This is a genomic window from Pseudomonas shahriarae, assembly GCF_014268455.2.
In the GTDB taxonomy this organism is placed as follows: domain Bacteria; phylum Pseudomonadota; class Gammaproteobacteria; order Pseudomonadales; family Pseudomonadaceae; genus Aquipseudomonas; species Aquipseudomonas shahriarae.
The window spans coordinates 3,343,617-3,366,896 of record NZ_CP077085.1 but is presented as its reverse complement, the minus strand read 5'-3'; the positions used below and the strand labels follow the sequence as shown (position 1 = coordinate 3,366,896).

Here is a 23,280-nt window from a genome sequence, read left to right as displayed (position 1 = left end):
TCAATGCTCCCGGCTTTCGAAGTCGATACGCGGGTCGACCAGGGTGTAGGTCAAATCACCGATCAGTTTCACCACCAGGCCCAGCAGGGTGAAGATAAACAGCGTGCCGAACACCACCGGGTAATCGCGGTTGATCGCCGCTTCAAAGCTCATCAGGCCCAGGCCGTCGAGGGAGAAGATCACTTCGACTAGCAGCGAGCCGGTAAAAAAGATGCCGATAAACGCTGAAGGGAACCCGGCGATCACCAGCAGCATGGCGTTGCGGAACACATGGCCGTAGAGCACGCGGTGATTGGTCAGGCCCTTGGCCTTGGCGGTGATCACGTACTGCTTGTTGATCTCGTCGAGAAAGCTGTTTTTGGTCAGCAGGGTCATGGTGGCGAAGTTACCGATGACCAGGGCCGTGACCGGCAGCGCCAGGTGCCAGAAGTAGTCGAGGATTTTGCCGCCCCAGCTCAGTTCGTCAAAGTTGTTGGAGGTCAGTCCCCGCAACGGGAACCAGTCAAAATAACTGCCGCCGGCAAACACCACGATCAACAGGATGGCAAACAGGAACGCCGGGATCGCATAGCCGACGATGATTGCCGAACTGGTCCACACGTCAAAGTGGCTGCCATGGCGAGTGGCCTTGGCGATCCCCAGGGGGATCGAGACCAGGTACATGATCAGGGTGCTCCATAACCCGAGGGAGATGGACACCGGCATTTTCTCCTTGATCAGGTCGATGACCTTGGCGTCGCGAAAGAAGCTGTCGCCAAAGTCCAGCTGGGCGTAGTTCTTGACCATGATCCACAAGCGTTCCGGCGCCGACTTGTCGAAGCCGTACATCTTCTCGATTTCCTTGATCAGCGTCGGGTCCAGGCCCTGGGCCCCGCGGTAGCTGGAGCCGGCCACCGAGACTTCGGCACCGCCACCGGCGATGCGGCTGGTAGCACCTTCAAAGCCTTCGAGCTTGGCGATCATTTGTTCCACCGGGCCGCCGGGGGCGGCCTGGATAATCACAAAGTTGATCAGCAAAATGCCGAACAGCGTGGGGATGATCAGCAGCAACCTGCGAAAAATATAAGCCAGCATGTCAGTCGCCTCCGCTCGCCGGAACGGCCGTGGTCTGGGGTTGCGGCGTCACGGCCGGGGCCTGATCGGGCTTGATCCACCAAGTGGCAATGCCCACGTCATAGCGCGGCGGGACTTTAGGGTGGCCAAGGTGATTCCAATAGGCCACGCGGTAGGTCTTGATATGCCAGTTGGGGATCACGTAGTAGCCAAACTGCAAGACCCGGTCCAGGGCCTTGGCGTGGGCCACCAGGCTGTTACGCGAGTCGGCGTTGATCAATTGTTCCACCAATTCGTCGATGGCCGGGTCCTTGAGGCCGATGTAGTTGCGGCTGCCGGGCTTGTCGGCACTGCTCGATTGCCAGAACTCACGCTGCTCGTTACCCGGTGAAGAGGACTGCGGAAAGCTGCCGACCATCATGTCGAAGTCCCGCGAGCGCACGCGGTTGACGTATTGCGAGACATCGACCCGGCGGATCACCAGTTCGATGCCCAGGTCCGCCAGGTTGCGCTTGAACGGCAGCAGGATGCGCTCGAAGTCGGTCTGGGCCAGCATGAACTCGATGCTCACCGGCTTGCCGGTGGTGTCGACCATCTTGTCGTCAACAATGCGCCAGCCGGCCTCTTGCAACAGTTGGTAGGCTTCGCGCTGCTGGGTGCGGATCATGCCGCTGGCATCGGTTTTTGCCGGGGCGAAGGCCTGGGTGAAGGCTTCGTCAGGGATCCTGCCGCGCAGCGGTTCGAGAATCGCCAGTTCGGCAGGGCTGGGCAGGCCGGTGGCGGCCATGTCCGAGTTCTCGAAATAGCTGCGGGTACGGGTGTAGGCGCCGTTGAACAGTTGCTTGTTAGTCCATTCGAAGTCCATCAACAGGCTGATCGCCTTGCGCACCCGCACGTCCTGGAACATCGGCTTGCGGATATTGAACACAAAACCCTGCATCCCGGTGGGATTGCCGTTCGGCAGTTCTTCCTTGATCAGCCGGCCCTCGGCCACGGCCGGGACGTTGTAGGCGTTGGCCCAGTTCTTGGCCGTCATTTCCTGCCAGTAATCGAACTGCCCGGCCTTGAGCGCCTCTAGGGCCACGGTGCTGTCGCGGTAGTAATCGCTGACGCGGTAATCGAAGTTGTACAGGCCCTTGTTGACGGGCAGGTCCTTGCCCCAGTAATCCTTGACCCGCTCGTAGCGGATCGAGCGCCCTGGCTTGACCTCGGCCACTTTGTACGGGCCGCTGCCCAGGGGGATCTCCAGGCTGCTCTTGGCAAAGTCACGCCCGGCCCACCAGTGTTTGGGCAACACTGGCAATTGGCCGAGGATTAACGGCAGCTCGCGGTTACTGGTGTGCTTGAACTTGAACAGCACGCGCAACGGGTCTTCGGCGATCACTTCGGCGACGTCGGCGTAGTAGGTGCGGTAGATCGGGCTGCCCTGGGTGATCAGGGTTTCAAAGGTGAACACCACATCTTCGGCATGCACCGGATGGCCATCGTGGAAGCGCGCTTCGGGCCGCAGGTAGAAGCGTACCCAGCTGTTATCCGGGGCCTTTTCGATCTTGCCGGCGATCAGGCCATATTCAGTGATGGGCTCGTCCAGGCCCTGCTGGGCCAGGGTGTCGTAGACCAGGGTGATGTTATCGGCGGGCACGCCCTTGCTGATAAACGGATTGAGGCTGTCGAAGCTGCCCATGGCTGCTTCGCGAAAGGTGCCGCCTTTGGGCGCATCCGGGTTGACGTAGTCGACATGCTTGAAATTGGCCGGGTACTTGGGCGGCTCGTCATACAGGGTCAGGGCATGTTGTGGGGCAGCAACGGCCTGGGCGCAAAACAACAGGCCACTGATAATCGCAGTACGCAAAGGCATCATTGGGGTTTCTCCGAAGCTTTCAGCCACCACGCTCTCAGGCCCAGGCTGTAGGGCGGCGTGGTGACGAAGGCGAACCGGTTACGGTACGCCAGGCGATGATAGTTGAGATACCAATTGGGAATACTGTAGTGCTGCCACAGCAGGACCCGGTCCAAAGCCCGGCCGGCGGCGACTTGTTGGTCGCGGGTCTGCGCGGCGAGCAGTTGCTCCAGCAGGTGGTCGACCACCGGGTTGGCGATGCCCGCGTAGTTCTTGCTGCCTTTGATCGCGGCCTGGCTGGAGTGGAAGTACTGCCACTGCTCAAGGCCAGGGCTCAAGGTCTGGTTGAGGGTCATCAGGATCATGTCGAAATCAAACTGATCGAGGCGCTGCTTGTACTGCGCGCGGTCTACCGTACGCAGGCGGGCATCGATGCCGATGCTGCGCAGGTTTTCGACGTAAGGTTGCAGGATGCGCTCCAGGTTCGGGTTGACCAGCAGGATTTCGAAACGCAGCGGCTGGCCATTGCTGTCGAGCAGGCGCTGGCCAGAGAGTGTCCAGCCACCTTCGGCCAGCAGGCCGAGGGCACGACGCAAGGTTTCCCGGGGGATGCCGCGCCCGTCGGTCTGCGGCAGGCTGAAGGCCTGGGTAAACAGATTGGCCGGTAGTCGGTCGCGATAGGGTGAGAGCATCAGCCATTCATGACCCACCGGCAGGCCGCTGGCTGCGAATTCGCTGTTGGGGTAGTAGCTCAGGGTGCGTTTATAGGCGCCGCTGAACAGGGTGCGGTTGGTCCACTCGAAATCGAACATCAACCCCAGCGCTTCGCGCACCTTGGCCTGGCTGAAAGTGGCGCGCCGGCTGTTCATGAACAGGCCCTGGCTCTGGGTCGGAACCTGGTGGGCAATCTGCGCCTTGATGACTTCGCCACGGTTCACCGCCGGGAAGTTGTAGCCATTGGCCCAGTTTTTGGCCTGGTGTTCGATATAAATGTCGAATTCGCCGGCCTTGAATGCCTCGAAGGCCACGTCGCTGTCGCGATAGAACTCCACCTCGACCTTGTCGTAGTTGTAGAACCCGCGATTGACCGGCAGGTCTTTGCCCCAATAGTCCTTGACCCGCTCGAACACCAATTGCCGGCCCGGTTGGACCTGGCTGATGCGATAGGGCCCGCTGCCCAGCGGTGGCTCGAAGGTGGTGGCCTTGAAGTCGCGGTTTTTCCAGTAGTGCTGAGGCAGCACCGGCAACTCACCCAGGCGCAGGATCAACAACGGGTTGCCGGCGCGCTTGAACACGAAGCGGATGCGATGGGGGTTGAGTACATCCACCCGGGCCACTTCCTGCAGGTTGGTGCGGTATTGCGGATGGCCTTCGGTCAGCAACGTGCGGTAGGAAAACGCCACGTCGTCGGCGGTAATGGGCTTGCCGTCATGGAAACGCGCTTGCGGGCGCAGGTTGAACACCACCCAACTGCGGTCCTCGCTGTACTCCACAGATTGGGCAATCAGGCCATAACTGGACGTGGGCTCGTCGCCGGACGGGGCGTACTGGCCGGTGCCGACCATCAGCGGCTCGTTGAGCTCATTGACGCCGTATTGCAGGAAATTGGCGGTTGAGACTGGGCTGGAGCCCTTGAAGGTATAGGGGTTGAGGGTATCAAACGTGCCAAATGCCATGACCCGCAAGGTGCCGCCCTTGGGCGCTGCGGGGTTTACCCAATCGAAGTGGGTGAATTTGGCCGGGTACTTGAGCGTACCGAACTGCGCATAACCGTGGTTCTCGGTAATGGTCGCATTCGCACAAAAGCTCAAGGCCAGACTTATTAGTAGAAGGAGGGGACGCTTCAAGTCAGAGATCCGATCCGGGCGGCTTGGGCTTTATGATCGGTACAGTAACAGCTTGTTCCACTTGGAAAAAGACTGTTGAAAAGGCCATTTTCAGGCTCGGAGGGATCTTGAGCGGTACGCAGGGCAGATATGGGAGCTGGCTCCCATACAGGCCTGCGTGCACTCGGTTTATCTTGGCCCGGAGACCACCAGCATCTGCCCCGGCTTCAAGGCCTGGCCAGTGCGAGGGTTCCAACGCTTGAGATGTTGCATCTCGACGTTGAAGCGCTTGGCAACCAAGTACAGCGAGTCACCTTTCTTGACCTTGTATTGCACCGGCTTCTTGCCGCGAGCCTTGGCCACCAGTTTACGGGTGTCCTGCATCACCAGGGTCTGGCCGACCTTCAAGGCCTGGCCATTGAGCTTGTTCCAGCGCTGCAGGTCATGCACGTTGACCTTGTTGGCCTTGGCAATCAGCGTCAGGTTGTCGCCGCTCTTGACCTTATAGCTGCGCGAGCGCCCGGCCACGGCCTTGTGCTCGACTTCGTCAAACACCGGCTTTTTCGGGCGCAGGCTCAACAATTCCTCGGGGTTCATCGAGGACAGGCTACTGGCCAGTAACTGCGCCTTGGAGGTGGGCACCAACAAATGCTGGGGACCGTCCAGGGTGGTGCGTTGCTTGAAGGCCGGGTTGAGCTGGAACAGTTCGTCTTCGTCGATCTCGGCCAGCGCGGCGACCCGGGACAGGTCCATGCTTTGCTTGACTTCGACCATTTCGAAGTATGGCGTGTTGGCAATCGGGTTCAGGTTGACGCCGTAGGCCTCGGGGGCCAGCACCACCTGGGACAGCGCCAGGAACTTGGGCACGTAGTCCTTGGTTTCCTGGGGCAGTGGCAGGTTCCAGTAGTCGGTGGGCAGGCCGAGCTTCTCGTTGCGCTCGATGGCCCGGCTGACGGTGCCTTCACCCGCGTTATAGGCCGCCAGGGCCAGCAGCCAGTCGCCGTTGAACATGTCATGCAGACGTGTCAGATAGTCCAGGGCGGCGGTGGTGGAGGCGGTGATGTCGCGACGGCCGTCGTAGGCACGGGTCTGGCGCAGGTTGAAGTAGCGCCCGGTGGAGGGAATGAATTGCCACAGGCCGACCGCATCGCTGCGTGAATAGGCCATTGGGTTGTAGGCACTTTCAATCACTGGCAGCAGTGCCAGTTCCAGGGGCATGTTGCGTTCTTCAAGGCGTTCGACGATGTAGTGAATATAGAGGCTGCCGCGTTCGCTGGCGTTCTCCAGGAAGGACGGGTTGCTGGCGAACCACAGGCGCTGTTGCTCGATACGCGGGTTGACGCCGACACCGTCCTGCAGTTGGAACCCCTGGCGCATGCGCTCCCAGACATCCTGGGGTACCTGCGGGCTTGGCTTCTCTGAGAGCCAAAGGGGTTTTTGCTTGATCTTGGCTGTGAGTACGGGTTTGGGTTGCACGGTGGATTGTGCAGCGAAATGAGTGGTTTGGCAGCCCGCCAGAGTTGCGGATACGGCCACCGCAATGGCTTGAGCCAGGCGGGTCAATGCGTCTGAATGGTTGGACTTACGAATAGATGACGACATTGGCTGGAAGTTAGTTCCGGGCAAAAATGTCGGGCGATTCTAGAAAGCGCTTGGGTTCCGGTCAACCATTCAGAAATTTCGTATCAGAACCTGTCTGCTTAGAACGTGTCTTTCCACGCTCGCAAGCTAGCAAAAACCTCGCTCCCGGCGCGGTTATCGCGGTTCCCCCACTCGTCCGCTTTTTGTTTAACGGATGTTTCAGCGGTGCGCAAAAACGGGTTGGTGAGTTTTTCCAGGGCCAGGGTCGAGGGCACCGTCATCTTGCCGGCTGCCCGAAGTTGGCTGACTTTAGCCACCCGTTCGGCGATATCGGCGTTGTGCGGTTCCACGGCCTGGGCAAAGCGCAGGTTGCTTTGGGTGTACTCGTGGGTGCAGTAGACCAGTGTGTCGGCCGGCAGCGCGGCCAGGCGCTCCAGGGAGTTGTACATCTGTTGCGGCGTGCCTTCGAACAAACGCCCACAACCGGCGGCGAACAGGGTGTCGCCGCAGAACAGCAAGCCATGATGATAAAAGGCTATATGTCCCAGGGTGTGTCCCGGCACGGCGAGCACGTCGAAGCCCCAGCCCAGCACCTCGATCCGGTCGTTATCGTTGAGCGCGACGTCACGGGCCGGGATTTTTTCGCTGGCCGGGCCATAGACCTTGGCGCCTGTGGCTTGCTTGAGCTGCTCTACACCGCCCACGTGGTCATTGTGGTGGTGGGTAATCAGGATGTCGCCGAGGGTCCAGTCCGGATGTTGCGCAAGCCACGCCATGACAGGCGCGGCATCGCCCGGATCGACCACGGCACAACGATGGCTGCGATGGTCCTGTAACAACCAGATGTAGTTATCGGTGAAGGCGGGCAGGGCACTGATCTGTATCATTCTTCTATTCGCCAAGCTGAACACATTGGTGCATCTTAGAACGTCTTGGCGAGTTGGAGAATGCAATGACTGATAAAGCGTTCGCCCAGGCCGATCCCGAGTGGCTGGCGTTGATCAGCGCAGCCCGTGAGTGGCTGTCCGGGCCGATCGGGCAATTTCTGCTGGAACAGGAGCGGCTTATGCTCGAAGAAGAGCTTGAGCGCTTCTTTGGCGGCTACCTGGTGCACTACGGCCCTTCGGCACAAACCCCGCCGCCCGCGCCCCAGGTGCAGCGCAATGTGCGCCTGGGCGCGCCGTTGCCGGGGGTCGAGATTGTCTGCGAAGAACAGGCCTGGCCTTTGAGCGAGCACGCCGCCGATGTGGTGGTGATGCAGCATGGCCTGGATTTCTGCCTGTCGCCCCATGGCTTGCTGCGTGAAGCGGCCAGCGCGGTGCGCCCGGGTGGCCATCTGTTGATCGTCGGCATCAACCCCTGGAGCTCCTGGGGCCTGCGGCATGTCTTCGCCCATGATGCGCTGCGCCAGGCGCGCTGCATCTCGCCCTCGCGGGTCAGCGACTGGTTGAACCTGCTGGGCTTCGCGCTGGAGAAACGTCGCTTCGGGTGCTATCGTCCGCCGCTTGCTTCGCCCAAGTGGCAGGGCCGGTTGGCCGGTTGGGAGCGCCGTGCCGGGGCCTGGCAGTTGTCCGGGGGCGGTTTCTACCTGCTGGTAGCCCGTAAGATCGTGGTCGGGCTGCGACCGGTGAGCCAGGTCCGGCGCGAGCCCATCGGCAAACTGGTGCCAATGCCCCTGGCCAAGGTCAACCGGCGCTCCAGCGAGCAATAACTCACTTTTTGGCATTCAGGTCGTCGTGTGCGACCTCGGGAGCTGTCGGTCGATTACCGGCAACCCGCTTTGATGGATAGCGTAATGACCGATAGCGTAGAACTCTTTACCGACGGCGCCTGCAAGGGCAATCCTGGTCCGGGCGGCTGGGGCGCCTTGCTGGTGTGCAAGGGCGTGGAGAAGGAGTTGTGGGGCGGCGAACCCAACACCACCAACAACCGCATGGAGCTGATGGGCGCCATTCGCGGCCTGGAGGAACTCAAGCGCCGTTGCGACGTGCTGCTGGTGACGGACTCGCAGTACGTCATGAAAGGCATCAACGAGTGGATGGTCAACTGGAAAAAGCGCGGTTGGAAAACTGCAGCCAAGGAGCCGGTAAAGAACGCCGACCTATGGCAGTTGCTGGATGAACAGTGCAACCGCCATAACATCACCTGGAAATGGGTGCGCGGGCATATCGGCCACCCGGGCAACGAGCGGGCCGACCAACTGGCCAATCGTGGCGTGGATGACGTGCGCGGTTACAAGCAGAGCTGAGGTTCCCCATAGCCCTTGTTGGCGGGCGCGGTCCTGGATCTGGCAATCGCTGAAATCACAACGCCAGAATCCCCCGGGCGAGTTGCTCGTCCGTATCGCGTAACGCCGGCAAGGTGCGGCGAATGTGCTGCAATGCCGACTCCAGCTGGACACCGCGTATCTCGCCGTGGCTGGCAACAAACGCCGCGGCATCGTCCTTGGCCGCCAGTACGATCTTGTCATCCTTGAAGTTGCTGCTGGTGCCCTTGGTGGCACTCATCGACAGGCTGACCAGGGCGTCGGTGGTCATCACAAAGCTGGTGGCCTGGGCATGGGCAGCGCCCATCAGGCATAGGGCGAGCAGATAGTTTGGCTTGAGCATGGGTAGATTTTTACGCATCTGTAAGGAGCGGCGCAGGCTAACAAGGCGCTTGATAGCAAACTGCGCAAGCTTTGCTAAACCTTGTAAAAAACTGTTGGGCGAGGGCTCGCGGCGTTCCTCCAGGGGGCGCTCCGGTTATAGAGCGTGCTAATATCCCGCCCCTTGAAATACACACCGTTGAGAGCTGAACCCTGATGGCCATCCGATCCGTTGTACTCGATACCGAAACCACCGGCATGCCGGTGACCGATGGTCACCGGATCATTGAAATCGGCTGTGTCGAGTTGATGGGCCGCCGCCTTACCGGCCGGCATTTCCACGTGTACCTGCAACCGGACCGGGAAAGTGACGAAGGCGCCATTGGCGTCCACGGTATCACCAACGAATTCCTGGTGGGCAAGCCGCGCTTTGCGGAAGTTGCCGATGAGTTTTTCGAGTTCATCAACGGCGCGCAGTTGATCATCCACAACGCGGCGTTCGACGTGGGTTTCATCAACAACGAATTCGCGCTGATGGGCCAGACGGATCGGGCGGACATCACCCGTCACTGCTCGATCCTCGACACCCTGATGATGGCCCGTGAGCGCCACCCAGGCCAGCGCAACAGCCTCGACGCCTTGTGCAAACGCTATGGCGTCGACAACTCCGGCCGTGAACTGCACGGCGCCTTGCTCGACTCCGAGATTCTCGCGGACGTCTACCTGACCATGACGGGCGGGCAGACCAGCCTGTCCCTGGCCGGCAACGCCTCCGATGGCAACGGTTCGGCCGAAGGCTCGGGCAACCGACCTTCGGAAATCCGTCGCCTGCCGGCGGACCGCAAGCCCACGACCATCATCCGCGCGAGCGAGCAGGACATGGCCGAGCACGCGGCACGCCTGGAAGCCATCGCCAAGTCGGCGGGTGCGCCGGCGTTGTGGACCCAGTTGACCCAACACTAGTCGGGCCCGGCACGGTCTAAACATGTCGGAGCAGGCTTGTGTGGGAGCGGGCTTGCCCGCGATTACGGTTTGACAGCCAGTGCAGCTGTTACTGATCCACCGCCATCGCGGGCAAGCCCGCTCCCACATTGGTTCTGTATAGGCTTCGAAATCTTCATTCGCGACATTCGCTGCCAGCTTCTACCCTGAGTACATCGCTCTCAGGACGCCAAGCCCCATGTACAAAGACCTGAAGTTCCCTATCCTGATCGTGCACCGTGATATCAAGGCCGACACCGTCGCCGGTGATCGGGTCCGGGGCATCGCCCGGGAGCTGGAGCAAGAAGGTTTCAGTATCTTTTCTGCCGTGGACTATGCCGAGGGCCGGCTGGTGGCCTCGACCCATCATGGGCTGGCGTGCATGCTGATCGCCGCTGAAGGCGCCGGGGAAAATACCCATCTGCTGCAGAACATGGTCGAGCTGATTCGACTGGCGCGCCTACGTGCGCCCAACCTGCCGATCTTTGCCCTGGGTGAGCAAGTCACCCTGGAAAATGCCCCGGCCGACGCCATGAGTGAACTCAACCAGCTGCGCGGCATTCTCTACCTGTTCGAAGACACCGTGCCATTTCTGGCCCGGCAGGTGGCCCGGGCGGCGCGTACTTACCTCGATGGACTGCTGCCGCCATTCTTCAAGGCTCTGGTGCAGCACACGGCCGACTCCAACTACTCCTGGCATACCCCCGGTCACGGCGGCGGTGTTGCCTATCGCAAAAGCCCGGTGGGGCAGGCGTTTCATCAGTTTTTCGGGGAAAATACCCTGCGTTCGGATTTGTCGGTGTCGGTGCCGGAACTCGGCTCGCTGCTGGATCACACCGGCCCCTTGGCCGAAGCTGAAGCCCGTGCGGCGCGCAACTTTGGCGCCGACCATACCTTTTTTGTGATCAATGGTACGTCCACCGCCAATAAGATCGTCTGGCATTCCATGGTCGGCCGCGATGACCTGGTGCTGGTGGACCGCAACTGCCACAAGTCGGTGCTGCACTCGATCATCATGACCGGCGCGATCCCGCTGTACTTGTGCCCGGAGCGCAATGAGCTGGGGATCATCGGCCCGATTCCGCTGACCGAGTTCAGCCGCGAGTCGATTCTCGCGAAGATCGAGGCCAGCCCCTTGACCCGGGGCCGCGAGCCCAAGGTCAAGCTGGCGGTGGTGACCAACTCGACCTATGACGGCCTGTGCTACAACGCTGAGCTGATCAAGCAACAATTGGGCAACAGTGTCGAGGTCCTGCACTTTGACGAGGCCTGGTATGCCTACGCGGCCTTCCACGAGTTTTTCGCCGGGCGCTATGGCATGGGGACTTCACGTACGCCCGATAGCCCGCTGGTGTTCACCACGCATTCGACCCACAAGTTGTTGGCGGCCTTCAGCCAGGCGTCGATGATCCATGTACAGGACGGCGGGGCACGGCAACTGGACCGTGACCGGTTCAATGAAGCGTTCATGATGCACATCTCTACCTCGCCGCAGTACAGCATCATTGCCTCGCTGGACGTGGCATCGGCCATGATGGAAGGGCCGGCAGGGCGTTCGCTGCTCCAGGAGATGTTCGATGAGGCCCTGAGTTTCCGTCGGGCCCTGGCCAATCTGCGCCAGCATATTGCCGCCGATGACTGGTGGTTTTCCATCTGGCAGCCGCCTTCGGTGGCGGGCATTGACCGGGTGGCGACGGCCGACTGGTTGCTGCAGCCCGAGGCCGACTGGCATGGCTTTGGTGATATCGCCGAAGACTATGTGTTGCTCGACCCGATCAAGGTCACCCTGGTGATGCCCGGCCTTACGGCGGGCGGTGCCTTGAGTGACTGCGGAATCCCGGCGGCGGTGGTCAGTAAATTCCTCTGGGAGCGTGGCCTGGTGGTGGAAAAAACCGGGCTCTATTCATTCCTCGTGCTGTTTTCCATGGGGATCACCAAAGGCAAGTGGAGTACCCTGCTCACGGAATTGCTGGAGTTCAAGCGCAGTTACGACGCCAATAGCAGCCTGGCCAGTTGCCTGCCATCGGTGTTCGAGCAGGGCCCGACGCGCTACCAGGGCATGGGTTTGCAAGACTTGTGCGACCAGTTGCACGGCTGCTATCGCAGCAACGCCACGGCCAAGCACCTTAAGCGCATGTACACGGTGTTACCGGAAATCGCCATGAAACCGGCCGATGCCTATGACCAGTTGGTACGCGGTGAAGTCGAGGCCGTGTCCATAGATGCCTTGCCAGGGCGTATCGCCGCCGTGATGCTGGTGCCTTATCCGCCGGGCATTCCGCTGATCATGCCGGGGGAGCGCTTTACCGAATCGACGCGCTCGATCATCGACTACCTGGCCTTTGCCCGTGAGTTCGATAGCAGCTTCCCGGGGTTTGTCGCCGATGTGCATGGTTTACAACACGAAGACGACGGCAACGGTCGTTGTTACACCGTCGATTGCATCAAGTGTTAAGGATGGTTATGCAAGCTGTAGTGAATCCGAAGTACCCGGGGCTCAGTGTGCGAGTCGCCGACGAGGGATTTGACGCCTACGTGTGGGGCAATGATTTCAGCTTTGAGGTGTGCGTATATGGCACGCCGGAACTGGGCAAGCCAGTTGATCAGTGGGCGGTGGAGCAGATCCTGCCGTACCGCAAATGCTACGGCATTGATCCCGAGGAGTTCGCCAGCTATCGCGATGCCGCCGACAGCGCGGTATTCATGGCTTATCTGGATGATCGGCCGGTTGGCCATATCGTCGTCAGTACCAATTGGAACGGCTATGCCCATGTCGATGAGTTGGCGGTGGTGCTGCCGGCACGCCGGCATGGCGTGGCCAAGGCTTTGCTCGACGTGGCACAGTTCTGGAGCCGCAAGAAAAACCTGCCGGGGATGATGCTGGAGACCCAGAACAACAACCTCGGGGCCTGTCGGCTGTATGAACGCAGCGGCTACGTCATGGGCGGGATCGACCATCTGCGTTATCGCGGGATTGATCCGCAGACGCGTGAGGTGGCGATTTTCTGGTATCGCTTGTTCGGCTGAGCCCCACCCGTGGCGGGGGCTAATTGACCGGCGACAACAGGCCCTGCGCTTTGTGCGTGACAATCTCCAGCAACGCATTGAGCGCCGGGCTCGGGCTGCTGTCCTTGACCGTCAAGCCATACAGGCTTACCAGGATTGGCGGTGATAACGGGCAGGTATCCAGCCCGGCCTCACGCGCGCCACTGGCGGTGAAGGGATCGACCACCGCCAACCCTTCGCCGGCCTCGACCATGCTGCGCATCATCTGATAGGTCTGCACCCGTGTCTGGATTACCGGCAACGGGCGCAGCGCCTGTAATTTGCTGTCCAGCAACTGGCTCAACGGGTCCTGGCCCTCCAGGCCGATCATCGACTGGCCGGCCAATTCTTGCAGGGCGATGTATTTCTGCCGTGGCTTGAGCCAGCCATGGGGCGCCAACAACTGCAACTTGCCCTGGGCCAGCACGGTACTGGTGATTTGCGGGTGTTCGGGATCATGCAGGCTCAGGCCCAGGTCGGCCTCTTGCAGCAACAGGCTCCTGACGATGTCGCGGGTCGGCTGGCTGGACAGGTTGCAGGGGGTGTCCTGGAAACGCCGACGCAACAGCGCAATGCTTTGCGGCAGCAATTGATTGGCCAACGGCGGTGTACAGAGCGTGCGCAGTGGCGGCGCATGATGATGCTTGAGGCTGCTGGCCAGGCGTTGTATCGGTTCCAGGGCTTCGTAGAGATGGGCGATCTGTGCCTGCATCGCCAGGGTTTCCCGGGTGGCCTGCAACCGCCCGCGGACGCTGGCAAACAGCATGAATCCCAGTTGCTGCTCAGCGTCCTTGAGGGTGGCGTCCACGTCGGACACAGCCAATTGCAACCATTCGGCGGCGGTGCCGAGGTGTCCGGTTTGCAAAATGGCTTGAATCACTTCGATATGACGTAAACGCATGCATGAAGTCCATGTTCAGCAGGTAAGGGATTCACCGGGTGAATCCTAACCCAAGTCCGCTCATATGACTTCTGCCTGGAGGCACAGCCTTATCAAACAGGCGTGTTTTCGGGTTCGCGGGTCAGTGAAACCTGCGACTGGACCAGCACAAAGGTATTGTCATCGACTTTGTTGACCCGATCACCAATCGCCAGCTTGTAGGAAATGACAGGTTCTGAACCGCCGTCTGTCGAGGTGGACTCCTGGAATTCATGCACGGAATAAACGCGGCCTTCCGCGTCGCGGGCATGGAATTGTCCGACAAGTACTGCTGCCATCTGTTTAGAACCTCTGGAGAAAAACACCGATTTGCGGTTCTGTAGACCGTCATTAAGGCGGGTAGTTTACCTACATAGAAAAAATACTATTCGATGATGTGCCGCTTATTTTTCCTACAGGTAGATCACGGCGCAAAACAGCCGCCGATTGGCCACAACCTGCTGGTGATAGGCCGGCTAAGGCTCTATAACTACAGGTTCCTTTAGTCAGATGTCGGGAAAGCCCCATGAGCAAGGTCTACACGATTGCCGTACTGGTCGGCAGCTTGAGAAAACAGTCGATCAACCGCAAGGTCGCCCAGGCATTGGCGCAATTGGCGCCTGCAAACCTCAAGCTCAGCATCGTCGAAATCGGCGAATTGCCGCTGTATAACGAAGACCTTGATGGCTCAGCGCCGCCTGCCGCCTACAGCACCTTCCGCCAGCAGGTGGCTGCGGCCGATGCGGTGCTGTTTGTCACCCCCGAATACAATCGCTCGGTGCCGGCGGCCTTGAAGAATGCCATTGATGTGGGTTCGCGTCCTTATGGCCAGAGCGTCTGGAGCGGCAAGCCAGGTGCGGTCATCAGCGTTTCACCGGGGGCCATTGGTGGGTTCGGCGCCAACCACCATTTGCGCCAGTCCCTGGTGTTCCTGGATGTGCCGTGCATGCAGCAGCCAGAAGCCTACCTGGGAGGTGCGGGCAGTGCGTTCGATGAGGCGGGCAAACTGTCGGAGAAAACCAAACCGTTCCTGCAGGCGTTTATTGATGCCTATGGCCAGTGGGTAACGAAACAGAAGGGCTGACCGATCGGCAAGACCCAGGCATCGCGGCTGGGTCTTTTGCTACGGTCAGCTCAATTGGTCGGCCAGGTGCAACGCCTGCCGCCCGATAAACTTGAGCCTGGCTTGCATGCAGGGGTTCTGGAAGCCCAGGGTCTGCGCCTGGCACTGTTGCGTTGGTGAAAAGAGGGCTATGGGGGTTCCCTGGACTGGAACTTAAAAGTGTTTCAAAGATAATTCGGCATTACATGTTGAAGTGTCCTACATGTATTCGAGCCTCAGATGAGTAAGATCCAAGCGCCCTGGAAGTATAAACGGCCTCGTCACTCTACCTGTGCCTAAGGTGCTTTAGTCCAATTCACTGGTTTGAAACGTCAGGAGTATTAATAAATGGAATCCTTGCTGTGTCAGGACGGTTTTCTACACCGATTTTTCGGGATCTCAGAGTCCTTCCCTGAACATATCGCTATCAGGAATCTGGATGTCGACACAGGGGTTGTGACATATCGCGAGTTACGACTAAAAGCCGAGCAGTGTAACGGTGCGCTCGGCACTTTAAATATCTTGCCGGGCGAAAAAGTTGCACTTGTTCTACCCAGCGGTGTTGAATTTATCGCTTATTTTTTAGCGATCGTTGGACGTGGTGCAATTCCGGTCATCCTTAACTACAAGTTGACGCCATTTGAAATGGCGAGTGTGGTGGGCAGCGCCAGGCCTGTGCTGGTTGTGACAACAGCTGCGCTCTTCGAAAAACACAGCGAAATATTCCAACTCGCCAACGGCGTTCGTCACTCCTTGTTATTGGAAGTGGGTGAGTCCTCATCCCTGTCTGAAAATGCGACGCCTGATGTTCAGCTTATGTGTCGCAACGAACCGCTGGTATTGCCTGAAGGCAACCCAATCGTCTCGATACAGTTCACTTATCGGGGCACCGGCAAACCGCTGGCGGTTCCTCACCGCTACCTTGACGTGACGCATGCAATCGATGGCATGCACGAGCATATTCATCGCCAGGGGGTCGGCTCCGTCCATCTGGTCACGCTGCCGCTGCACGCCATCTTCGGGCTGTCGGCGATGATGATCTTTCCATTGAGCGTGGGCGCCACGCTGTTGATGACCGATACCGTGCTCAACAGGGACCTGGCAGAAGTCCTGTCCCGGCATAAGGTCACCTATACCTGCCTGGTGCCCGATGTCATTCGCTATTTCAATAGCCGACTGGCCAAGCGCAAAGGCGCGCTGTTGCCGATGCACCCTCAACTGATGATTTACTCAGGCGGTAGCCATCTACCCGCGGACGAAGCGGAGAAACTGGGGCGGTTGCTGGGCTGCAAACCGGTATTGCAGGGCTACGGCTTGACCGAGAGCATGCCCGTGCTGCTACAGAGTACGCTTGGCGTCGCGCAGCGCGGTGCCATGGGGCAGCCGATCAGGGGTGTGGAACTGCGCGTCGTCGACGCTCAAGGGCAAGACGTCGCGCCAGGGCGGATCGGCGAATTGCTGGTACGCGGGTCGATGGTGATTGACGGTTACGACGATGCAGAAGAAGCCAATAAGCGGTTCTTCCGTGACGGCTGGCTGCACACGGGTGACCTGGTTTGGCGCGATGACGATGGACATGTGTTTTTCTATCGTCAACGCTTACGCATCTCAAAGATCAAAGCGCAGATGGTCGATCTGTTGGAGGTCGAATCCGTCGCCATGCAACACCCCGATGCGGTGCGTGCAAAAGCCTACATCGTTCCCGACCACAAAGAGGTCAACGCATTGCACCTGTGTGTCGAGGGGCGTGCCGGGCTGACTCAGAGCGCAATTTCCACGCTGCTTTCTCAGCACCTCTCGGGGTTCAAACTGCCCAAGACCATTGAGATCATCGTCCTCAAGGAGCACAGCCATGCAAGCTGATGGCACGCCACCGGTATTGGCGGTGTTTGACTTTGACGGCACGCTCTCCGACCGGCATACGTTCTGGCGCTATATGCGTTACGTCGCGGGAACAAAAATGTTCTGGCTCAAAATGATCTGGCTGCTGCCAAAAGTGTTCAGCGTGATTCTGGGCGTGACCCCGTTGATGCAGGCTCGATTGGCGTTTATTGCGCGTTACCTGGGTGGCGTGTCGGTGGAGAAGGAGCGTGAGCACGCGCGGCATTTCGTGACTGAGCAATTGCCACGCTGGATCAGGCCCGAGGCGCTGCGCCGGCTGCAATGGCATCAATCCATGGGGCATGTCACGGCGCTGGTCAGCAACTCGCCAGAGAACTACCTGGCTCCCTGGGGGGCGGCAGTGGGGTTCGACTATGTGTGCGGCACTCGCCTGGAAACCGAGAACGACAGGCTGACGGGGGGCATCTCAGGCACCAACTGTGTTGGGCCGGAGAAAGTCATACGGCTCAGAGGCTGCCTGGCCAACCTTGATGACTACTACATTTACGCCTACGGCGACTCATCCGGCGACGATGCCCTGCTCGGTATTGCCAACGCCCCCTTTTATCGGAACTGGTACTGACTTATGGGCGCCTCGAACACTTCAGTCCCCGGGCCATGCGCTGTGCCGACGACGGTCATGATCGTGGGTGCCGGACCTGTTGGCCTGCTACTGGCAAACCTACTGCAGAAATGGGGCGTTTCTTTCCGCCTTATTGACAAGAATGCCGGCCCTTCGACCGCCACCACGTCGCGGGTCGTGCATTCAAGAACCCTGGAAATGCTCCGGCACCTGGGGGTTGCCGAACAGGCTGTCAGCAACGGTTTTACGCTCAAGCAGTTTTCGCTGCAGGCGAACAGCAAACGGGTACCGAACGATAACTTCTCCTATCTGGATGCCTGTTACCCTTTTTTACTCAGCTTGCCAGCGTCGACGCTAGAGCAAATCCTGCTTGAGCGTCTTGATGCATCGGGCCTGGGTGTTGAGTGGAATACCGAACTGGTCGAACTGCAGAACCAGCCGCAATCCGTGCAGATGCTCCTGCATCATGCTGATGGCCGCGACGAACGTTTGAGCGCTCGCTGGATGGTCGCCTGCGACGGTGCTCATCGCCGCATTGCCACGTCCCAGCCGCGTCGTGTGCAGGCACTGCAGCACGATGCCGTGTTCCTGGCAGGCGATTCGGCGCCTATCGGCCACCCTCTGGCGGATCAGGCGATTAACCTGGGGATGGGCGAGGCCTATAACCTGGCGTGGAAAATCGCCTATGTCGATCAGGGCCTGGCAGCCCCCGCATTGCTGCAGAGCTATAACGAAGAGTGCTTCCCGACAACCTTGCGAGCCGAGAGCATGGTGCACCGAGTGCTTGTCTGGCTGCGGGATAACATCCTGCCACTGCTGGGTGACTGGCGCCCGCTCCAGCGCACGTTGGCCTCGATGATTTGTGCTCATCACTACCGCTACGGCAAAAGTACCGGTATTCAAGAGTCCCTGACGAACAAGCAGCGCGCGCATTGGAATAAAAAGGGCAGGAAGTCGCGGTTCCCGACCGCAGCGCCTCGCGCCGGCCAACTGGCTCCCGATATCGAGTTATGGCAACCCCCAGGTACGCCGCCAAGACGCTTGATGGATCTGTTCCAGGGAACGTTCACGTTACTGGTCTTCAGTGCGGCCGATCAATTTTCCTCTTTACTGCCGGGTTATTACGTACTGGCTGATGCAGTGCAGACGGATTACCCAGGTATCAAGGCCTATTGCGTTATTGATGCCCTCGGCAGTGCAGGGGCGCCGTTTCAACATTCGACGTTATTGGACCCGGACTGGCGCTTGCACAAGCGTTATCACGCGCGGGCAGGCACATTGATGCTGATTCGTCCTGACGGCTATATCGCTTTTCAGGGGCTGGATATAACTACGCTGATGACGTATCTGCACGTGCGATCCGGGCTGGTCAAGGTGAAAAAAAAGCAACTTCCAGCAAGAATGATTTAACGGCGCTGCCGATTTAAACCTGTGTGCGCAGTTCATTAGTTTGCGCAAGGCCCGCGTTGGCGATGAACTGATAGTTTGTTTTAAATAACCAAATTTAACTTCGGTTGGGAGGTCTCCATGCGCCTTGAACTTGGCGATGTTGTGCAGGAATTTATCGTGTCCAATGGAAAAATGGTCCAGAGTTATTTCTCTCTATCAGAGAGGATCATTGATTCGCTGGGCGACTCGGATACAGCGAAAGAATCAATATTGATGCGTTTGCTGGCTCAGGCCGAAACCATCACGGTGCAGTATCTCAATGCTCACAAACAAGTACTTGAGGGCGCGTTTTCCCGTCGGGTTGAAGTACCGCTTAATCCAACTGTTGCACCGCTGGAAACGTCGTACTTGAACTCAGCCACACTGGCAACGGCCACTCTTGATGAGCCAGGCAGTGCGCAATTGCCAGCTGTGGATGTCGAAGCCTCGGTGCTTGAACAACTGGCAATTATCACCGGTTTTACCGTAGATCAGATCGACCAGGAACAACCCTATGAAAGCCTGGGGCTGGACTCTTTGGTGCAGATGGAATTCCTCGAGTCGCTCGTCGACCTGTGGCCGGAACTCAAAGCCAGCGGCACTCAATTGCTCAACGCCAAGTGCCCGCAACACACTATCGCACTGATTAAAGCGGCTCTGGCCGCGCCCGAGTCGCCCCCCGCGCCGGCAAGTGCTGCGCAAACGCCTGAGGCCCAGAGCGCCGAGCCGGCCTTCAGCCAACAACTGTTCGACGCCTTGGTACCGCTGATCCCGGGCGAGCCAAAAGCGTTCGATATTGATACGCCCTTCACCGAGCTGGGACTCAATGGTTTTGCCCGCGAAGCATTTTGCCAAGCACTGGCACAGCAGTGCTCTGCCAGCCAGTTTGCCGGTGAAGCGTTGATGTCATGTCGTACGCCGCGGGACACGCTGTGGTTTTTGGAAAGGCTGAGCTGAGACACGCCCCGCTGCAATTTTGGCAATCAGGAGGAAACGACATGCAGAGCACGGTGACACCAGAGGGGGATTTTTGCTTCAGCGCCATGGCTGGCGAGTTCCCTGGGGCGCCCTCAGTGGATGCGCTTTGGCACTTGCTGGCACAAGGGCAGATCGCGCCTCTGAATTCGATGCTGCCACGCTGGGAGCTGGATAAAGCGTCGATCTATTCAGCCACGGTCGGGGAAAAAAACCGCACCTACCTGGACAGTGCCTATTGCCTGTCTGATAGCGCAGCGACCCCTTCACGGTATGAAGGAAGGCAGGTCGCCATTGGCCGGAAAGTGCTGCAGGCACTCCTTGCCCAATTGACTGCACAAGGTTCGGCGTTGATCAGGGAGCGCACGGCGTTGGTCGTCGCGACGTCCTGGAGCGACGAGAGTTTTTTCCTTGCCCCCACATCGACTGACGCCCGTGCGCCACAGGGCTATGCGCCCGGCGAACAAGTGGCGGAGCTGGCGTTGGCGCTGGGGCTGGGAGGGCCGGCGTTGTCCGTCGATACCGCCTGCAGTTCGTTCCCTTACGCGCTCAACATGGCCCAGGCCCTGGTCAACAGCGGGCAGGCGGATAACGCTATCGTGATGGCGTTGAACACGGTACTGCCGCTTCCACTTTTCCTGGGGTTTTCCCAGTTGACGGCGTTTTCACCCAGGGCCCGGATGCAGGCGTTCGGTCGCGACGCGGACGGTATTGTGCCGGGTGAGTGCGCGGTGGCTTTCCTGGTCGAGCCGGTATCCCAAGCCCTGCAGGCGCAGCGCCGCCCCCTGGGCATACTGCGCGCATTGGGGCTGTCGGCCGATGGCGCAGAGGGTTCAGTGTTTGCACCCGGCAAACAGGCCCAATATACGGCGTACCAACGCGCCTATCTCGGCCTGGACCCCGGCGCGGTGGACTATATCGAGACCCATGGCACGGGCACCCCGCTGGGTGATGCGACAGAACTCGACTCGCTGAACAGTTTCTTCGGTGCCTATCGGACCGAGGGTAAAAAATTACCCATAGGCTCGATCAAATCTGTCATTGGGCATCCCTTGGCGGCCGCAGGAGGTGCTTCGCTCGCCAAGACGTTGATGATACTGGCTCAAAAAACCATTCCACCCCAGCCCGACTACTCGCCAAGCGCCAAGGTCGATGAATCCTGTCTGCAACTTGCGAGCGGGCAGGGACAGCCCTTGGCTGATCGCCAGTCGGCGATTCGCATCGGTATCTCCAGCTTTGGTTTTGGCGGTGCCAACGCGCACCTGGTGGTGGATCAATACCTGCCCGGCAACCAGCCCATGGCCTCCCGAGTCAGCCCCGGCGTGCTGCTACTGGACCTGGGCATTGTCGAGGCGGAGGCGGCGATCGGCAGCCACCTCTCGTTACACTCACTCAAGCAACAACTTGATCAGCCTGCGGCCCCCTTGGTTGGTTTTCCCCACGGGCGCTTTGTTGATTACCCGGCCACTTCGGTTCAGCCGTTGCCAGGGCGATTCTTGGCGCAGGACCACGTCATTGATATCGATGGCTTCGGCATGGGCCCCAAACTGCTGGCCAGTGTCGATCCGTTCAAACTGTTGATCACCGATCGCGTCAATCACTTACTGCGCCGCCTGCCGGGGGTAGCCGGCTCACCCGAGACCGCGATGGTCATGTGCTGTAACTTGGGCGGCGCGCACTTCAGTAACGCCTATAGCCGTATTCACAACTTCTTCGGCCGGGCACAGGGCATGCCACCCGAGCAGGATGCGGCGGACGTGGCAACCAGTTTGCCGAGCATGTTGTCGGGGTACCCGGCGAAAATTTTTGACCTCAAGGGATTTCATCAGACATTGGTCGGCACGCCTGGGGTGTTCTGGCACGCCCTGCTGGCCTCGCAACAATGGTTCAACGAAGGCATCACCACGCTGTTGCTCGGTGCGGGGCGCTTCATCAGTGCGCCAGCCGAAATCGAGCGCGTTCGGCAGTCACCGACCCTGCAGGGGGAGGGCATGGGGGTGTTCGCTTTGCGGCCCTATCGAGCGCAAACCAGTGACACACCTGTGCTGGTGATCCGCGCAGCGGTCTTGGGCCATGTCGCCACCTCCCTGGAAGCGGCGTGCGCACGTCTGGGCCGGGCGCGAAGCGATGTCCAGCATATTGAGGTGTGTGAGTTGCAGCCGGCGGCAGCCCCTGTCGGCGGTTCATGGCAAGGCATGACCGGTTGCCTGGCTGAAGCCACCGGCGTCGAAACCCTGTTGGCCGTGATGATGAATGCGTCGGTTCACTCGGTGATCGAGGTGCGCCAGGCCGGCAAGCCGGTGATGTGGTTATTCACCGAGAAACTGCGGGAGTGGGGGATCACCGCCCCCGAATGCCCGCCAGCCATCAAGCGCCCCTTTGAATTGCGCTTCGCGCACCCGCAGCCTCAGGCGTTGCAGTCGTGCATCGGGCCTGACGGTCCTGCCAGCCCTGTGGCTGATTTGCAAAACGATGAGACAGGCGTGCTGGCACTCAGCGATCAACTGACAGAGACACTGCTCTCGGCGCTGCGTGTCAGGGTGCGTGCCATCGAAGCGCTTTGCACCCTGCGCCGTGACGCTCACGCCCGGCCTGCCGAGCACTGGCAGCGCAGCCCGGAAAACATCGTGATCAGCAATGTTCAACGCAGTGCGCAGTCACTGCACGCGCAATTGCTGGTAAATGAAGCGCACCCCTATTTTTTTGATCACCCACTGGACCATGTCCCCGGCATTTTATTGATCGAGGGGGTATTGCAGTTGACCGAACTCGCCATGCCTCCACGCAGTGGCCGGGTCGCGTATGTCAACGACCTGACGATCAAGTTCCAGCGGTACGTACAAAAACAAGGGGCAATTGACCTGCAACTGGAATACGACCAAGAACTCCAGGTATTTCGCGCGAAGGTCCGGCAAGCCGGCAAGCTCATGTGCACCTGCACCCTGGGCATTGCATACAGCTCGGCACACGAGGCGTTGCCCGCCGCCCCGTTCACTGCGACCGCCTGCCGCGACAAGGCTCTGCTGCACAAGGACAGACAAGAAAACGTTCTGGTCAGCGACATGAGCGATGTCGCTCGGGGCTTGAGCGTCGAAACCCTTCAACCGGCCAACGAGCACTTTTTCCGCAAGGGCGGCCCCAAGCATTACTCGATGGTGTATTTCCTTGAAGTTGCGCGCCAGTGCTTCATGCAGATTGCTCACACCCACCGACGCATCCCGCTGGGCACCCCGATGAACCTGCTGGCCTTGAGTTTCACGCTGGATCGACCGATTCCGACGAACAGCCCCTTGCTACTGGCGCCACAAGGCAGCTTCGAGGCGCCTGAGCCGTCATTCAAAACCAACCAGGTCTGTATTGATCTGTTCAATCGGGGAGAAAAAATCGGTCAAGCCGTCATTACCGCTCAATTGCTGAGTCGGGCTCACGCTGGCGCATAACCGCGCTTGCCCTCAACCCCGGCAAAGCCGTGTCCGCAC

19 protein-coding genes are annotated in these 23,280 nt (G+C 59.6%); 11 read left to right on the top strand and 8 right to left on the bottom strand.

What is annotated here, in order from left to right:
* The 5 genes from HU773_RS14890 to gloB form a co-directional block, all read right to left on the bottom strand.
* A complete protein-coding gene (locus tag HU773_RS14890; protein WP_057436807.1) occupies window positions 1-1,074 on the bottom strand; it encodes a microcin C ABC transporter permease YejB in 1,074 nt (357 codons plus the stop codon).
* Between the two features lies 1 nt (window position 1,075).
* Complete coding sequence (locus HU773_RS14885; RefSeq protein WP_186625146.1) at window positions 1,076-2,914, bottom strand: extracellular solute-binding protein; 1,839 nt, start codon at window positions 2,912-2,914, stop codon at window positions 1,076-1,078.
* Window positions 2,911-4,740: an extracellular solute-binding protein gene (locus tag HU773_RS14880; RefSeq protein ID WP_057959395.1), complete on the bottom strand. Its 1,830-nt coding sequence runs from the start codon at window positions 4,738-4,740 to the stop codon at window positions 2,911-2,913. Before HU773_RS14880 ends, HU773_RS14885 begins: the two co-directional genes overlap by 4 nt.
* 168 nt (window positions 4,741-4,908) lie before the next feature.
* The gene (locus tag HU773_RS14875; RefSeq protein ID WP_057959396.1) at window positions 4,909-6,321 is read right to left on the bottom strand and encodes a lytic transglycosylase domain-containing protein; all 1,413 of its coding nucleotides are present in this window, start codon (window positions 6,319-6,321) and stop codon (window positions 4,909-4,911) included.
* A gap of 98 nt (window positions 6,322-6,419) precedes the next feature.
* A complete protein-coding gene (gene gloB, locus HU773_RS14870; RefSeq protein ID WP_057959397.1) occupies window positions 6,420-7,187 on the bottom strand; it encodes a hydroxyacylglutathione hydrolase in 768 nt (255 codons plus the stop codon).
* A gap of 65 nt (window positions 7,188-7,252) precedes the next feature.
* Between gloB and HU773_RS14865 the strand changes: the two genes are divergently transcribed.
* Both HU773_RS14865 and rnhA read left to right on the top strand, forming a co-directional pair.
* Window positions 7,253-8,011, top strand: a complete 759-nt coding sequence (locus HU773_RS14865; RefSeq protein WP_057436800.1) for a class I SAM-dependent methyltransferase — start codon at window positions 7,253-7,255, stop codon at window positions 8,009-8,011.
* A gap of 84 nt (window positions 8,012-8,095) precedes the next feature.
* Window positions 8,096-8,548 carry a ribonuclease HI gene (gene rnhA / locus HU773_RS14860; RefSeq protein WP_057436798.1) on the top strand — a complete coding sequence of 151 codons (453 nt, stop codon included), beginning with the start codon at window positions 8,096-8,098 and terminating at the stop codon, window positions 8,546-8,548.
* A gap of 55 nt (window positions 8,549-8,603) precedes the next feature.
* On the opposite strand, the gene HU773_RS14855 is transcribed toward rnhA, so the two are convergent.
* Entirely contained in the window at window positions 8,604-8,909 is a 306-nt protein-coding gene (locus tag HU773_RS14855) for a DUF2388 domain-containing protein (RefSeq protein WP_057436795.1), read from the bottom strand.
* 200 nt (window positions 8,910-9,109) lie between these two features.
* On the opposite strand from HU773_RS14855, the gene dnaQ reads away from it, so the two are divergent.
* The 3 genes from dnaQ (at window position 9,110) to HU773_RS14840 (ending at window position 12,895) form a co-directional block, all read left to right on the top strand.
* Window positions 9,110-9,850, top strand: a complete 741-nt coding sequence (gene dnaQ / locus HU773_RS14850; protein ID WP_162947798.1) for a DNA polymerase III subunit epsilon — start codon at window positions 9,110-9,112, stop codon at window positions 9,848-9,850.
* 217 nt (window positions 9,851-10,067) lie between these two features.
* On the top strand, window positions 10,068-12,323 hold the full coding sequence (locus tag HU773_RS14845; protein ID WP_115128315.1) for an Orn/Lys/Arg family decarboxylase: 2,256 nt from the start codon (window positions 10,068-10,070) through the stop codon (window positions 12,321-12,323).
* An 8-nt stretch (window positions 12,324-12,331) separates the two neighbouring features.
* The gene (locus tag HU773_RS14840; RefSeq protein WP_057436789.1) at window positions 12,332-12,895 is read left to right on the top strand and encodes a GNAT family N-acetyltransferase; all 564 of its coding nucleotides are present in this window, start codon (window positions 12,332-12,334) and stop codon (window positions 12,893-12,895) included.
* A gap of 19 nt (window positions 12,896-12,914) precedes the next feature.
* Here HU773_RS14840 and HU773_RS14835 read toward each other — a convergent pair whose 3' ends face one another.
* Both HU773_RS14835 and HU773_RS14830 read right to left on the bottom strand, forming a co-directional pair.
* Complete coding sequence (locus tag HU773_RS14835) at window positions 12,915-13,814, bottom strand: LysR substrate-binding domain-containing protein (RefSeq protein ID WP_057959400.1); 900 nt, start codon at window positions 13,812-13,814, stop codon at window positions 12,915-12,917.
* Window positions 13,815-13,906: 92 nt separating this feature from the next.
* Window positions 13,907-14,131, bottom strand: a complete 225-nt coding sequence (locus tag HU773_RS14830; protein ID WP_057436787.1) for a hypothetical protein — start codon at window positions 14,129-14,131, stop codon at window positions 13,907-13,909.
* A gap of 227 nt (window positions 14,132-14,358) precedes the next feature.
* Here HU773_RS14830 and HU773_RS14825 point away from each other — a divergent pair, with 227 nt between their 5' ends.
* From HU773_RS14825 to HU773_RS14800, 6 genes are all read left to right on the top strand, one after another.
* Window positions 14,359-14,916 (top strand): NADPH-dependent FMN reductase, encoded by a 558-nt coding sequence (locus HU773_RS14825; RefSeq protein ID WP_057436785.1) that lies wholly within the window; start codon window positions 14,359-14,361, stop codon window positions 14,914-14,916.
* A 366-nt stretch (window positions 14,917-15,282) separates the two neighbouring features.
* Complete coding sequence (locus HU773_RS14820; RefSeq protein ID WP_057959401.1) at window positions 15,283-16,797, top strand: class I adenylate-forming enzyme family protein; 1,515 nt, start codon at window positions 15,283-15,285, stop codon at window positions 16,795-16,797.
* On the top strand, window positions 16,787-17,398 hold the full coding sequence (locus HU773_RS14815; protein ID WP_057959402.1) for an HAD family hydrolase: 612 nt from the start codon (window positions 16,787-16,789) through the stop codon (window positions 17,396-17,398). The genes HU773_RS14820 and HU773_RS14815 overlap by 11 nt, the downstream gene beginning before the upstream one ends.
* A gap of 57 nt (window positions 17,399-17,455) precedes the next feature.
* Entirely contained in the window at window positions 17,456-18,808 is a 1,353-nt protein-coding gene (locus HU773_RS14810) for an FAD-dependent monooxygenase (protein ID WP_152987929.1), read from the top strand.
* A 117-nt stretch (window positions 18,809-18,925) separates the two neighbouring features.
* The gene (locus tag HU773_RS14805; RefSeq protein WP_128592989.1) at window positions 18,926-19,783 is read left to right on the top strand and encodes a polyketide synthase; all 858 of its coding nucleotides are present in this window, start codon (window positions 18,926-18,928) and stop codon (window positions 19,781-19,783) included.
* A 41-nt stretch (window positions 19,784-19,824) separates the two neighbouring features.
* Window positions 19,825-23,241, top strand: coding sequence for a polyketide synthase family protein (locus HU773_RS14800; RefSeq protein WP_186625145.1), 3,417 nt, complete (start codon window positions 19,825-19,827; stop codon window positions 23,239-23,241).
* The last annotated feature ends 39 nt before the right edge of the window (window positions 23,242-23,280 follow it).

Excerpts from the sequence above, each read along its gene's own strand:
- HU773_RS14890 (WP_057436807.1), bottom strand. The coding sequence starts at position 1,074 with ATGCTGGCTTATATTTTTCGCAGGTTGCTGCTGATCATCCCCACGCTG.
- HU773_RS14885 (WP_186625146.1), bottom strand. The coding sequence starts at position 2,914 with ATGATGCCTTTGCGTACTGCGATTATCAGTGGCCTGTTGTTTTGCGCC.
- HU773_RS14875 (WP_057959396.1), bottom strand. The coding sequence starts at position 6,321 with ATGTCGTCATCTATTCGTAAGTCCAACCATTCAGACGCATTGACCCGC.
- gloB (WP_057959397.1), bottom strand. The coding sequence starts at position 7,187 with ATGATACAGATCAGTGCCCTGCCCGCCTTCACCGATAACTACATCTGG.
- HU773_RS14865 (WP_057436800.1), top strand. The coding sequence starts at position 7,253 with ATGACTGATAAAGCGTTCGCCCAGGCCGATCCCGAGTGGCTGGCGTTG.
- rnhA (WP_057436798.1), top strand. The coding sequence starts at position 8,096 with ATGACCGATAGCGTAGAACTCTTTACCGACGGCGCCTGCAAGGGCAAT.
- HU773_RS14855 (WP_057436795.1), bottom strand. The coding sequence starts at position 8,909 with ATGCTCAAGCCAAACTATCTGCTCGCCCTATGCCTGATGGGCGCTGCC.
- HU773_RS14845 (WP_115128315.1), top strand. The coding sequence starts at position 10,068 with ATGTACAAAGACCTGAAGTTCCCTATCCTGATCGTGCACCGTGATATC.
- HU773_RS14840 (WP_057436789.1), top strand. The coding sequence starts at position 12,332 with ATGCAAGCTGTAGTGAATCCGAAGTACCCGGGGCTCAGTGTGCGAGTC.
- HU773_RS14835 (WP_057959400.1), bottom strand. The coding sequence starts at position 13,814 with ATGCGTTTACGTCATATCGAAGTGATTCAAGCCATTTTGCAAACCGGA.
- HU773_RS14830 (WP_057436787.1), bottom strand. The coding sequence starts at position 14,131 with ATGGCAGCAGTACTTGTCGGACAATTCCATGCCCGCGACGCGGAAGGC.
- HU773_RS14825 (WP_057436785.1), top strand. The coding sequence starts at position 14,359 with ATGAGCAAGGTCTACACGATTGCCGTACTGGTCGGCAGCTTGAGAAAA.
- HU773_RS14820 (WP_057959401.1), top strand. The coding sequence starts at position 15,283 with ATGGAATCCTTGCTGTGTCAGGACGGTTTTCTACACCGATTTTTCGGG.
- HU773_RS14815 (WP_057959402.1), top strand. The coding sequence starts at position 16,787 with ATGCAAGCTGATGGCACGCCACCGGTATTGGCGGTGTTTGACTTTGAC.
- HU773_RS14810 (WP_152987929.1), top strand. The coding sequence starts at position 17,456 with ATGATCGTGGGTGCCGGACCTGTTGGCCTGCTACTGGCAAACCTACTG.
- HU773_RS14805 (WP_128592989.1), top strand. The coding sequence starts at position 18,926 with ATGCGCCTTGAACTTGGCGATGTTGTGCAGGAATTTATCGTGTCCAAT.
- HU773_RS14800 (WP_186625145.1), top strand. The coding sequence starts at position 19,825 with ATGCAGAGCACGGTGACACCAGAGGGGGATTTTTGCTTCAGCGCCATG.